11 protein-coding genes are annotated in these 13,236 nt (G+C 32.6%); 6 read left to right on the top strand and 5 right to left on the bottom strand.

Translation table 11 applies throughout. The annotated features are described in order from the left end of the window. Positions 1–771 precede the first annotated feature (771 nt). From thrS to rlmF, 5 genes are all read left to right on the top strand, one after another. Complete coding sequence (gene thrS / locus BMX42_RS09080; RefSeq protein ID WP_091312634.1) at positions 772–2,712, top strand: threonine--tRNA ligase; 1,941 nt, start codon at positions 772–774, stop codon at positions 2,710–2,712. 86 nt (positions 2,713–2,798) lie between these two features. Further along, on the top strand, positions 2,799–3,299 hold the full coding sequence (infC, locus tag BMX42_RS09075) for a translation initiation factor IF-3 (RefSeq protein WP_143055624.1): 501 nt from the start codon (positions 2,799–2,801) through the stop codon (positions 3,297–3,299). 81 nt (positions 3,300–3,380) lie between these two features. Next, positions 3,381–3,578, top strand: coding sequence for a 50S ribosomal protein L35 (gene rpmI, locus BMX42_RS09070; RefSeq protein ID WP_008256922.1), 198 nt, complete (start codon positions 3,381–3,383; stop codon positions 3,576–3,578). Positions 3,579–3,701: 123 nt separating this feature from the next. Next, positions 3,702–4,046, top strand: a complete 345-nt coding sequence (rplT, locus tag BMX42_RS09065) for a 50S ribosomal protein L20 (RefSeq protein WP_091312626.1) — start codon at positions 3,702–3,704, stop codon at positions 4,044–4,046. A gap of 123 nt (positions 4,047–4,169) precedes the next feature. After that, a complete protein-coding gene (gene rlmF / locus BMX42_RS09060; protein ID WP_091312623.1) occupies positions 4,170–5,084 on the top strand; it encodes a 23S rRNA (adenine(1618)-N(6))-methyltransferase RlmF in 915 nt (304 codons plus the stop codon). 71 nt (positions 5,085–5,155) lie between these two features. On the opposite strand, the gene BMX42_RS09055 is transcribed toward rlmF, so the two are convergent. Both BMX42_RS09055 and BMX42_RS09050 read right to left on the bottom strand, forming a co-directional pair. Further along, positions 5,156–5,998, bottom strand: coding sequence for an isoaspartyl peptidase/L-asparaginase (locus tag BMX42_RS09055; RefSeq protein ID WP_091312620.1), 843 nt, complete (start codon positions 5,996–5,998; stop codon positions 5,156–5,158). Positions 5,999–6,089: 91 nt separating this feature from the next. Further along, entirely contained in the window at positions 6,090–6,962 is an 873-nt protein-coding gene (locus BMX42_RS09050; protein ID WP_091312617.1) for a cyanophycinase, read from the bottom strand. Positions 6,963–7,222: 260 nt separating this feature from the next. Between BMX42_RS09050 and cphA the strand changes: the two genes are divergently transcribed. After that, positions 7,223–9,847 carry a cyanophycin synthetase gene (gene cphA / locus BMX42_RS09045; protein ID WP_091312613.1) on the top strand — a complete coding sequence of 875 codons (2,625 nt, stop codon included), beginning with the start codon at positions 7,223–7,225 and terminating at the stop codon, positions 9,845–9,847. Positions 9,848–9,916: 69 nt separating this feature from the next. On the opposite strand, the gene BMX42_RS09040 is transcribed toward cphA, so the two are convergent. The 3 genes from BMX42_RS09040 to BMX42_RS09030 all read right to left on the bottom strand — a co-directional run bounded on the left by BMX42_RS09040 (position 9,917) and on the right by BMX42_RS09030 (position 13,176). Then, positions 9,917–10,828: a glutaminase gene (locus tag BMX42_RS09040; RefSeq protein WP_091312608.1), complete on the bottom strand. Its 912-nt coding sequence runs from the start codon at positions 10,826–10,828 to the stop codon at positions 9,917–9,919. Positions 10,829–10,890: 62 nt separating this feature from the next. Then, a complete protein-coding gene (locus BMX42_RS09035) occupies positions 10,891–11,589 on the bottom strand; it encodes a response regulator transcription factor (protein ID WP_091312606.1) in 699 nt (232 codons plus the stop codon). 3 nt (positions 11,590–11,592) lie between these two features. After that, positions 11,593–13,176 (bottom strand): sensor histidine kinase, encoded by a 1,584-nt coding sequence (locus tag BMX42_RS09030; RefSeq protein ID WP_091312602.1) that lies wholly within the window; start codon positions 13,174–13,176, stop codon positions 11,593–11,595. Positions 13,177–13,236 lie beyond the last annotated feature (60 nt).

The raw sequence follows: 13,236 nt of genomic DNA, 5'->3' as shown, positions 1-13,236 counted from the left end.
GTTCGCCTTAACTTCGAGCGTTGCTCTCTGTGTTAGCGGGTGCAAAAGTAGAACCTTTTTTTTAATTACCAAAACTTTTTGAAACTTTTTTTTGAGAAAATTTTCATCCCGTTTTAATCAATCATTATTTGTAAGAACTCCCTCTCTTGCGGGGTGCAAAGATAACATCTTTATATTTTAATTTCCAAATCTTTTTTTATCTTTTTTCAAAAATATTTTTTCCGATTTGCTTATCATTATATAAAGAACTTCTCTCTCATTGCGGGTGCAAAACTAGCACTTTAATTCGAAATTCCTAACATAAACTTAATCTTTTTTTAAAGTATTTTGTTATCTTTTGTTTTACAGGAAGTTACAAACGAAAGTTTTTTAAACTATTTAACTCCACTGTAAGATTTTACCGATTTTACTAGACTTGCAATACTACCCCAACTTCTTAATCGGTTATGAAAAATTGATTTTTTTTGTAAAACAGCCTATTTTTGGATGTGTTTTTCTAAAATCAAAGCTTCAGAAACCAACAAAAGAGGAATGTTTCGCGAGTATTTCTTCTGAAAACGGATTTCTAGCCCTGATAGTAGCGGCATCCTTTTATTTAATTCTTCAAAAATTAAATAAAAGATATAGCGGATAGCAGGAAATAGCTTCTAAAAAATCATACCTATATATATAGTAAAAAACTGCACCTATTATATTGTAGAAAACTATACCTATATATATTGTAGGAAATATTGGTTTATACTATATTTGCACTTCAATAAAAATTAAACAATGATTAAAGTTACTTTACCCGATGGTTCGGTGAGAGAGTTTGCGCAAGGCGTGACTCCTATGGATGTTGCTAAGAACATTAGCGAAGGATTTGCTAGAAATGTTATTTCGGCTAATTATAATGATACAACGATTGAAACATCTACCCCGTTAACTACCGATGGTAATCTTACCTTATATACATGGAATGACAAAGAAGGTAAAAAAGCTTTTTGGCATTCGACTTCACACGTAATGGCGCAAGCGCTAGAAGAAATGTATTCTGGAATTAAGTTAACACTTGGTCCAGCGATTGACAATGGGTTTTATTATGATGTTGATTTTGGAGATAATAAAATTACGGATGCAGATTTCAAAAAGATTGAAGATAGAGTTTTAGAAATCTCAAGAGAGAAACACGAATTTAAAATGCGTGCCGTTACTAAAGCGGAAGCGTTAGAAATTTATAAAAATAACGAGTACAAAACAGAATTGATTTCTAATTTAGAAGATGGTACGATTACTTTTTGTGATCATGCTAACTTCTTTGACTTATGTCGTGGTGGACATATTCCAAATACTGGAATTATCAAAGCCGTGAAAATTATGAGTATTGCTGGTGCTTATTGGCGTGGTGATGAGAAAAACAAACAGTTGACTCGTGTTTACGGAACTTCTTTCCCAAAACAGAAAGATTTAACGGACTATTTAGAACTTTTAGAAGAAGCCAAAAGACGTGATCATAGAAAATTAGGAAAAGAATTAGATTTATTCCATTTTTCACAACGTGTTGGACAAGGTTTACCATTATGGTTACCAAAAGGTGCTGCTTTACGCGATAGATTAGAGCAATTTTTAAAGAAAGCGCAAAAGAAAGCGGGTTACGAACAAGTAGTTACACCACATATTGGTCAGAAAGAATTATATGTTACTTCTGGACACTATGCAAAATATGGCGCAGATAGTTTCCAACCAATAACTACTCCAGCTGAAGGTGAAGAGTTTTTATTGAAACCAATGAACTGTCCACATCACTGTGAAATTTATAATTCTAGACCTTGGTCTTACAAAGATTTACCAAAGCGTTATGCTGAATTTGGTACAGTTTATAGATATGAGCAATCTGGTGAATTACACGGTTTAACTCGTGTTAGAGGATTTACTCAGGATGATGCACATATTTTCTGTATGCCAGATCAATTGGATGAGGAATTTAAAAATGTAATTGATTTAGTATTATATGTATTTGGTTCATTAGGATTTGAAAACTTTACAGCGCAGGTTTCTGTGAGAGATTTAAATAATCCTGATAAATATATTGGTAGCGTTGAAAACTGGGAAAAAGCGGAAAGTGCTATTATTAGTGCGGCGAAAGACAAAGGTTTAAACTACGTTATTGAAGCTGGTGAAGCTGCGTTTTACGGTCCGAAGTTAGACTTTATGGTGAAAGATGCTTTAGGAAGAAGTTGGCAATTAGGAACTATCCAAGTAGATTACAACTTACCAGAGCGTTTTGAATTGACATATAAAGGTTCAGACGATAAATTACACAGACCAGTAATGATTCACAGAGCGCCATTTGGTTCGATGGAAAGATTTATTGCGATTTTACTAGAACATACTGCAGGAAATTTCCCACTTTGGTTAATGCCAGAACAGGCTATTATATTAAGTTTAAGTGAGAAATATGAAAAATATGCAAAAAAAGTTTTAGATTTGCTGGAAATTCACGAAATTCGCGCCCTAATTGACAACCGAAATGAAACAATCGGGAAGAAAATTAGAGAAGCAGAAATGCAGAAAATGCCGTTTATGCTGATAGTTGGTGAAGAAGAAGAGAAAAATGGTACCATTTCTGTACGTCGTAATGGACAAGAAGGAAAAGGAAATATTACAGTTACAATTGAAGAATTTGCGAAAATTGTAAATGAAGAAATAAGCAAAACATTGAAACAATTTTAAAGTTTAACTAAAATTACAGAGTCATAGCAATTAGAAGAGGAAGAGGGAGTTACACTCCTAGAGTAGAAAAAACAGCAGCACACCGTATTAATAATTTAATTAGAGGTGTAGCTGAAGTACGATTAGTAGGTGAAAATATTGAACCTGGAGTTTACAAAATGGCCGATGCATTACGATTTGCAGAGGAACAAGAAGTAGACTTAGTGGAAATTTCACCGAACGCAGAACCACCTGTTTGTAAATTGATGGATTATGGTAAATTCTTATACCAACAAAAGAAAAGGGAAAAAGAATTAAAAGCTAAATCTAGTCAGGTTGTAATTAAGGAAATTCGTTTCGGACCTCAAACAGATGAACATGATTATGAATTTAAGAAAAAGAATGCTTTAAAGTTCTTACAAGAAGGTTCTAAATTAAAAGCATTTGTATTCTTTAAAGGACGTTCTATTATCTATAAAGAGCAAGGACAAATTTTATTATTACGTTTGGCTCAAGATTTAGAAGAATACGGTAAGGTAGAAAGTATGCCAGTTTTAGAAGGAAAACGTATGATCATATACATTGCTTCTAAAAAGAAAGTAAAGTAATGCGATAAGCAATATGCTATGTGCATAAAGCCTAGAGCTATCAAAATAGTAAGTAAGAATAAATTAAATACCTAGGAAAAAATGCCTAAAATGAAAACAAAATCTAGTGCTAAGAAACGATTTAAAGTTACTGGTTCTGGAAAGATCAAAAGAAAACACGCTTTTAAGAGTCACATTTTGACAAAAAAATCTAAAAAACGTAAATTAGCTTTAACTCACTCTGGTTTAGTTCATAAAACAGATGAGAGAAGCATTAAACAACAATTAAATATTATTTAATTCGTTTGTTTGGTTAAAACAAATTAATAACCCTGGAGTGGGCAGACTTCGACAAGCTCAGCTTGACAACAGAAGTCGAAAGTACTAATAAAGTCGCCTTACTACAAAAAAACATTTAAAATTATGCCAAGAGCAGTAAATTCAGTAGCTACAAGAGCTAAAAGAAAAAGAGTATTAAAACAAGCAAAAGGATTCTTCGGAAGACGTAAAAACGTTTGGACAGTAGCTAAAAATGCGGTAGAAAAAGCAATGTGCTATGCATACCGTGATAGAAAGCAAAAGAAAAGAAACTTCCGTGCATTATGGATCATGCGTATCAACGCTGGTGCAAGACAATACGGAATGAGCTATTCTCAGTTTATGGGTAAAGTTAAAGCTAACAACATCGAATTGAACCGTAAAGTTCTTGCAGATTTAGCTATGAACCACTCAGAGGCATTTGCAGCTATCGTAAATAAAGTGAAATAATCAACGTTTAATCATATTTATTCTTACTTATACAAAATCCCAACTGAAAGGTTGGGATTTTTTTGTGTATAAAAATAACCGAACCTATTTTATTAATCGTAAATTTGCAACTTACAATAGTATATGGAAAACAATGAAACAAACCTTTCTTTTGAAGGTTTACACACAAGAAACAAACATATCGGAAGATATGATTTCGCACAATTGATTAAAACGCATCCCGATTTAAACTTACATTTATTCTTAAATAAAGCTGGAGAAAAGTCAATCGATTTTTCAAATCCAATTGCCGTAAAAGCCTTAAATAAAGCGTTATTAATGCACTTTTACAATTTAGAATATTGGAACATTCCAAAAAGCAACTTATGCCCTCCTATTCCAGGAAGAGCCGAATATATTCATCATATTGCCGATTTATTAGCCGCTTCAAATGGCGGAGTTGTTCCAACTGGAAACGCAGTGAGAATTTTAGATATTGGTGTCGGTGCGAATTGCATTTATCCAATTATCGGAAATCATGAATACGGTTGGACGTTCGTAGGAACGGAAGTCGACAAACAATCTTTATTGTCTGTGGAAACCATTTTAAGTAAAAACCCAAAATTAAAAGAAAACGTGACGGTTCGTTTTAACGATAACAAACGTCATGCTTTGAAATACATGTTAGAATCGGAAGAAGTTTTTGATTTTGTCATTTGCAATCCTCCTTTTCATTCTTCTGCAGAAGAAGCTGCAAAAGGTTCTTTACGAAAAAGTAAAAATTTAGGTCAGAAAGTTGCCGACAAACCAGTTTTAAACTTTAGCGGTCAAAATAACGAATTATGGTGTGAAGGCGGCGAATTAGGTTTCTTAACTAACATGATTTACGAAAGTGTGCACTTTAAAAGTCAATGTAAATGGTTTAGCGCTATTGTTTCTAAGAAAACAAACCTAAAGCCGTTATACAAACAAATGAAGAAAGTAGAAGTTAAAAACAGTACGACACTTCATTTGACAAACGGAAACAAAACGACACAAATTATTTGCTGGCAGTTTTAGTTTTCAAACATAAAAAAAACACCTGATACGATTTAAAATGTATCAGGTGTTTTTTATTTATATTTAATTTCTTAATTAAAAACTTCTTCGTTTTCACCATCAAAACTCGCAAAAACCATACTTGGATGCGAATCTTGATGAAATACATTTCCTTTCGAATCAATAGCAATCGCGCCAGCAAAACCATCATAAGGCAATAACTCGTCAAATGTTTTGGCAAAAGCATCTTGTAACGAGAAACCATCTGTAACTCGAGTTACAATTTTTGCTGCAGTCGCGTTACTTACAATGTCTTCTCCTACTCCAGTTAAACTTACACCACAAAATTGATTGGCATAATTTCCAGCAACTGTTGCCGAATCAGAAATTCTTCCCACTAATTCAAAACCTTTTCCACCAGTTGAAGTTGCTACTGCAATTTTTCCGGCTGCATCTAAAGCCACACAACCCACAGTTCCTAAACCTAATGACTTTATTTTCGCTTCATATTCTGCTCTTCGTTGTGGAATTTCTGTAGAAAATGCTGAAAATCCGTGTTGTCTTGCATAATTAGTTGCACCACTTCCGCCTAAAATTCGGTCGTCTTCTTTCATTAAAACTTCCGCAACTTGGATTGGATTTTTAACATCTTCAATATTAATCACGCCACTCATTCTCTGCGTTTCGCCATTCATTAAAGCTGCACTCATTCTTATTTTTCCGTCACTTTGTATTTGCGAACCAATTCCAGCATTAAATAACGCATCATCTTCCAATAAAGAAACCGCAAAAACAACCGCTTCTAAAGCAGAATGTGTTTTCAAATACTCGTGAGATTTTTTTACAATATTAAGTAAAGCCTGTTGCTTAGCGACTTTAGTTTCATTATTTGTAGACGATTCCGAAAAGAAACCACCGTGAATTATTATTTTCATATATTTTTAATATTAAAAAACACAGATTAAAGAAATTATATAAATTTTTAAAATTTCTTCAATCTGTGTTCAAAAATGAATAATTGTAAAATTAAACGTATTGCGAACTCTTAATCGTCATTCTAAACGTATCTAAATCAAAAGTGTCGTTTTTACTCATTACGTGTGTCACCAAATGATTAATAGAAATCGGTTCACCTAATTCAATTTGAGTCAAATTCGTGTCTTTTATTTCACGTCCGTCCACTAAAATCACTAATCCAGAACCAATCGCTTCCATTTGTTTACCATTTGTAATCAGTAAACCAGTATCTTCTCCCAAACCAATTCCTAAAACTTTCGGATTTCCAACAACTGCTTGAAACAAACGTCCAATTCTACCGCGTTGTACAAAATGCGTATCGATAATAACACCATCAATTAAACCTAATCCAGACGTAATTTTCACTTCACCTTTTAATAAAGCTTCGCTACTACTTCCTTGATAAATCATATTATTTGATGCCGCAGCTGCACCGGCCGAAGTTCCTGCGTATATAAAATCTTCATTTCTGTATTTTTGAATCAACATATCATCAAATGGTGTTCCTCCTAAAATGGAAGTCAATCTTAATTGATCACCACCAGTAAACATTACTACATCAGCCGCTTTTAATCGTGCTAAAACTTCAGGATCTAAAGCTTGCTCTCTTCTTTCAATATAAAGCACATCCACATTTGTCGCGCCTAAGAAATTTAAGGCTTTCACATATTCTGGACCAATTTCTTTTGGAATTTTAGAAGCTGTAGTAATTATCTCAATTCTTGACTCTTTCTTATGCTTAGATTCGTCAATAAGTCTCTTTAAAATTCCTTTTTCAAAAAAGTTTAAATTATTACTTGCATTTTTATCTAAATCGGTTTCTGTAAAACTCCCTTTATCAACCGCACCGCCAATTATGACTAATTTTCCTTGTATATTCATTTGGTAAAAATAGCCAAAAAGTTAAATAAAGCAAATCTATTTTCTTTTTTTGGAGCAAAACTTATTTCATACTTTTCAACAATTGTCCCGCTATCCATTAAATCTCCAATGAAAAATTGGAGGATATCATTCCTATCGGGGCTAAAATACATAAAATCAATTTCTTAAGACTTTCCCTTAAAATAATCTCAACAAAATCAATACGAAATAATAAAAAATCCTTATTTTTAACAAAATTCATTACAAAATATCATACCAAAATGAAAATCGATAAAATTCAAGCCCTTCGCGGACCAAATATCTGGAGTGTTCAACGCAAAAAATTAATCCAAATGCGATTAGACTTGGAGGAAATGGAACAATTTCCTACCAATAAAATTGAAGGTTTTCGCGAACGTATTGAAGCTATGTTTCCTACAATGATAGAGCATCGTTGTTCTGAAGGTTGTCGTGGTGGATTTTTCTCTCGTGTAGAACGCGGCACTTGGATGGGGCACGTTATTGAACATATCGCATTAGAAATACAAACACTTGCCGGAATGGAAACGGGTTTCGGAAGAACTCGTGAAACCAAAACGCCTGGAATATATAATGTTGTTTTCAGTTATACTGAAGAAAATGTAGGAATGTTTGCTGCCGAAAGCGCTGTTGCCATTGCCGAATCATTAATAGCAGGAACACCATATGATTTAGAAGCTGATATTCAAAAAATGCGCGAAATTCGTGAACGTGTTCGTTTAGGACCTTCAACCGGAAGTATCGTTGAAGAAGCTGTAGCTCGTGATATTCCATGGATTCGTTTAGGAACTAATTCGTTAGTACAATTGGGTTATGGTGTGAATCAAATGCGTTTTCAAGCGACAATTACTTGTAAAACGAGTAACATCGCTGTAGATATTGCTTGTAACAAAGAAGAAACCAAACGTATGTTAGGAAATGCTTCAATTCCTGTTGCAAGTGGCGGAATTTGTGTAGATGAAGATGATTTAGATGCAGTTATTAAGAAAATTGGTTTCCCAATCGTAATTAAACCATTAGATGGAAATCATGGAAAAGGCGCCTCAATTAATGTAAAAAACAGAGAAGATGCTGTAGCTGGTTTAGCTTATGCAAAGATGTATAGTCGTAGAGTAATAGTAGAAAAATTCATTACTGGTTTTGATTTTAGAGTTTTAATTATCGATAATAAATTAGTCGCAGCTGCCAAACGCGAACCGGCTCACGTAAAAGGAAACGGAAGAAATACAATTCAACAATTAATTGACGAAACAAATAAAGATCCAAGAAGAGGTTACGGACATGAAAATGTTTTAACTCAAATTGATGTCGACAGAGATACCACAGATTTATTAGAAAAATTAGGTTACACTTTAGAAACGGTTCCAAAAAAAGATGAAATTGTGTATTTAAAATCGACTGCGAATTTAAGTACGGGCGGAACTTCTGTTGATGTTACAGATATGATGCATCCTGAAAATATTTTCCTTTGCGAACGAATTTCTCGTGTGATTGGTTTAGATGTTTGTGGTGTAGATATTATGGCAGAAAATTTAACGCAACCTTTAAAAGAAAATGGGGGTTGTATTTTAGAAGTTAATGCTGCTCCAGGATTTCGTATGCACTTGGCACCTTCTGAAGGTTTACCTAGAAACGTGGCTGCTCCAGTAATTGACATGTTATATCCGCAAGGAAAACCAAGTAGAATTCCAATTATTGCCGTAACAGGTACAAATGGAAAAACCACTACTACCCGATTAATTGCACATATTGTTAAAAATAATGGTTATCGAGTTGGATTTACAACTTCTGATGGGATTTATGTACAAAATCACTTGATGGAAAAAGGTGATACAACTGGACCAATTTCTGCAGAATATATTTTAAAAGATCCAACCGTAGAATTTGCTGTTTTAGAAACGGCACGTGGCGGAATTTTGAGAGCTGGTTTAGGTTTTTCTCGTTGTGATATTGGAATTATTACCAACATTCAAGAAGATCATTTAGGAATTGCCGATATTCATACTTTAGATGATTTAGCTCGTGTAAAAGCTACCGTTGCAAGAAGTATTAAGAAAGATGGTTGGGCTGTTTTAAATGCCGAAGATGAATATTGCATGAAAATTGCTAACGATTTAAGTTGCAATATTGCTTATTTCAGTTTGGATGAAAATAGTGCAACTGCTTTAAGATTGGCAAAAGAAGGTAAAATTGTAGCTGTTTACGAAAATGGTTTCATCACCATTAAAAAAGGAGAATGGAAAATTCGTGTCGAAAAAGCGACACATGTTCCCTTAACTTTAGGTGGAAAAGCCAGATTTATGATTGCAAATGTATTAGCAGCGACTTTAGCAGCCTATTTACAAGGTTTCAAAACGGAAGATATTAGTTTATCATTGCAAACATTTGTCCCAAGTGCGGCGCAAACACCTGGTAGAATGAATATTTTCGACTTTAAGAAATTCAAAGTTCTAATTGATTTTGCTCACAATCCTTCTGGTTATAGAGGAATTGAAGAATTTTTAGAAAGCGTAACTGCAACCAAAAAAATCGGAATTATTGCTGGTGTTGGCGACAGACGTGATGAAGACATTAAAGAATGTGCGAAAATTGCAGGAAGAATGTTCGATCATATTATCATTCGTCAAGAAAAACATTTACGTGGTAGAACGGAAGACGAAATTAATACAATCATTTTAGAAGGAATTGCAGAAAGTGGTAAAAACGTGACTACTGAAATTATTCCAATTGAAGTTGAAGCTTTAAAACATGCGATGGATAATGCAGAAGATGGAAGTTTTATTACAGCTTTAAGTGATGTGATTAATAATGCAATTGAAACCGTTCAAGAATATTTAGATAAAGAAAACGAGGAAAGTAAAGCTTAAATCGTTCAAAATAGAAAACAAAAAAGTCTAAGTCTTAAAAAACTTGGACTTTTTTTATTTTTAAAATCTCTAAAAAATCGACATTCCGGTTTTCGTAGTTAATTGTTCTAAAGCGTACATACCTAATTCGGAATTTCCTTTTTCGTTTAATCTTGGATTCCATGTTGCTACAGAAAATTGTTTTGGTAAAACTGCTGCAATTCCACCACCGATACCACTTTTTCCTGGTAAACCTACTTTGTAGGTGAACTCTCCTGATTCGTCATAAAATCCGCAAGTTTGCATTAAAGCGTTAATTCTTTTGGCTTGACTTGAAGTTAAAATTTGTTTTCCATTTTTAGAAACGCCTTCATTGGCAAAGAAAAAGAAAGCATCTGCTAATTCTTTACAAGTCATTTCAATTGCACATTGATGGAAATAAAAATCTAAAACTAAATCAACATCATTATTTATATTTCCGAACGATTTTAGAAAATTGGTTAGCGCTGCGTTTCTAAAACCTGTATCTTTTTCAGATTTTGCCACTTTTAGATTGTAGTTTATCGTATCGCAACCTGAAATTTCTCGGATAAAATTCAAAAAATCTTCTTTTGGATTTTCTAAACAAGAAACCAACATATCGGCAATGACTAAAGCGCCAGCGTTAATAAACGGATTTCTCGGAATTCCTTTTTCGTATTCTAATTGAACTAAGGAATTAAATGGATTTCCTGAAGGTTCTACTCCTACTCGTTCCCAAATTTTTTCACCTAAATGAGAAAAAGCAAAAGTTACCGATAAGGCTTTGGAAACCGATTGAATGGAAAATTTTTCATGACTATCGCCAACACTAAATTCTTTTCCGTCAATAGTCGTAAGGCAAATTCCAAATTTATCTGGATTTACATTGGCTAATTCTGGAATAGTTGTGGCAATATTACCAATAATTGGCAACGATTTAGATTGTAAGTATATTTCTTCAAGTATTTGCTGATAGTTCATTGGGCTGACTTTATAAGCAAATATAAATAAAAAAGGCTACAATTTCTTGTAGCCTTTGTATATTATGAGTTGATTACTAATCGGAAACCTTCACCATGAATGTTTAAAATTTCCACGCGTTCATCTGGTTTTAAATATTTTCTAAGTTTGGCAATATAAACGTCCATACTTCTTGAAGTAAAGTAATTATCATCTCTCCAAATTTTAGTTAAAGCTAATTCACGAGGCATTAAATCATTTTCGTGTAAAGCTAACATTTTTAATAATTCTGATTCTTTTGGAGATAATTTAATTGGCTCTTCATTAGCGTAAGTTAAAAATCTCAATTTAGAATTCAAATGGAATTTACCAATATTGAATTCGAAAACTGTAGAATCTGGTTTAGATTCTGATGCTTTTCTTTGAATAATCGCTTTGATTTTCATTAATAAAACTTCTGAATCGAATGGTTTATTTAAATAATCATCCGCACCAACTTTATATCCTTTTAAAACATCTTCTTTCAATGTTTTTGCTGTTAAGAAGATAATTGGCACTTCTGCATTTTTTTCTCTAATTTCTCTAGCTAAAGTATATCCATCTTTATAAGGCATCATCACATCCAAAATACATAAATCGTAAGTATCTTTTTTGAATTTCTCAAAACCTTCCATTCCGTTTTTAGCTAATGTAACTTCGAAATCATTTAATGATAAATAATCTCTCAATACTGATCCGAAATTTGGATCGTCCTCTACTAATAATATTTTTTTCGCTTCCATATCTTAATTTATTAATGGCAATTTAATTATAAATGTGCTCCCTTTACCTTTTTCACTTTCCACAAAAACCTCGCCATTATGGTCATCGATTATTTGTTTTACGTATGCTAATCCTAATCCGTGACCTTTTACGTTGTGTAAGTCACCTGTGTGTTCTCTAAAGAATTTTTCAAAAACCTTTTTTTGTACGGCTTTTGACATTCCAATTCCATTATCTTCTATTTTAATAAGAACATAATCTTTAATATTTTCTGTATATACGTTAATTACTGGTTTATCTGCCGAATATTTCATCGCGTTATCCAAAATATTAACCAATACATTTGTAAAATGCACATCATTTAAAAGAACTGTTGTTCTTGTGGCATTAAAATGTGTATGAACTTCTCCTTCTCTATCCTCTAAAATTAAACTCACATGATCAATCGCATCTTCAATATACTCGGTGATTTCTTGTGGTTCTTTATCGATATTTAATTCGTTTCTTTCTAATTTCGAAATTCTAAGAACGTTTTCCACTTGGGCATGCATTCTTTTATTTTCGTCCTTAATCATTTGAAGATATTTTTGAACTTTGTCTTTATCATCAATGATTTTCGGATTCTTTATGGCATCTAAAGCTAAATTTATTGTCGCAATAGGTGTTTTAAATTCATGAGTCATGTTATTTATGAAATCTGTTTTTATTTCAGAAATCTGTTTTTGCATGATCAATTGTTTTAATGCGCTTGTGTAAGTTACCAAAATAATTACCACGAATAATAGCGTTAAAATTGTCATTGGCAACATAGAAGAGAATACAAAATTTGTTTTATTAGGGAATCTAAGTAACAACTTGTATTCTGATTTTCCTTCCGCATCTAATAATATTGGAACACTATAAGTAGTACATTTATCGTATCTAAATTCTTCCGATTTAATTTTTGTAGCAAATCCATTCTTATAAACTGCAAATTCATAAGGTGTTTTTAATTCCGATTTATATAACTCAAAATTTAAAACATCGTTAACCAATTTAGAAGATATTCTACTCTGGATTGGTCTTTTCAAAAGAACATCTTTGGATAAAAGTTCAAACTGAACAATATCTAAAATGCTTAATTCTCCAGATTTTTCAATTGTAACGTTAGGTTTTGAACTTAAATTTGTTCCACTACCATCTAATGAATTGTCTTTATAAATTTGAGTTTTACGATTCGCTGTATAATCTTTTATGTTTATACCTTTCAATTTTTTATCAAAGAACGAACCATCTATTCCAAAATCTTCGGGAACAATTGCATTTGTATAAATTAAAATTTCCTTTGAATTAGCGTCTTTTTCGTAATAGAAAAGCTGTTTTAATTGTTCTTGCTTTGGTTCTCTTCCTGTACTGTCTTTAAATTTTTTTATTGAAGTATAAAAGTCAACCATTTCTTTTTTGTTTAACTTTTCAGAAACATTGTTTAAAACCACCAAAGCATGATGTCTAAACTGTTCGTCATTCTTTTGAAACGAACTATTAATCCAATATAATTGAACCAATATAATTCCTATCAAAGAAATACTCATTAAAAAAACTAGTATTCTAAACCTTGTTTTATTCATTATAGCAAAGTTAAGGTGTTATTGACAACTGTTAAAACAATTAACCAATATTTAACAATT

It is taken from the genome of Flavobacterium terrigena, from assembly GCF_900108955.1.
Taxonomy (GTDB): domain Bacteria; phylum Bacteroidota; class Bacteroidia; order Flavobacteriales; family Flavobacteriaceae; genus Flavobacterium; species Flavobacterium terrigena.
Note: the sequence above shows the minus strand (reverse complement) of the source record. Positions and strands in the feature narration are given on the sequence as shown.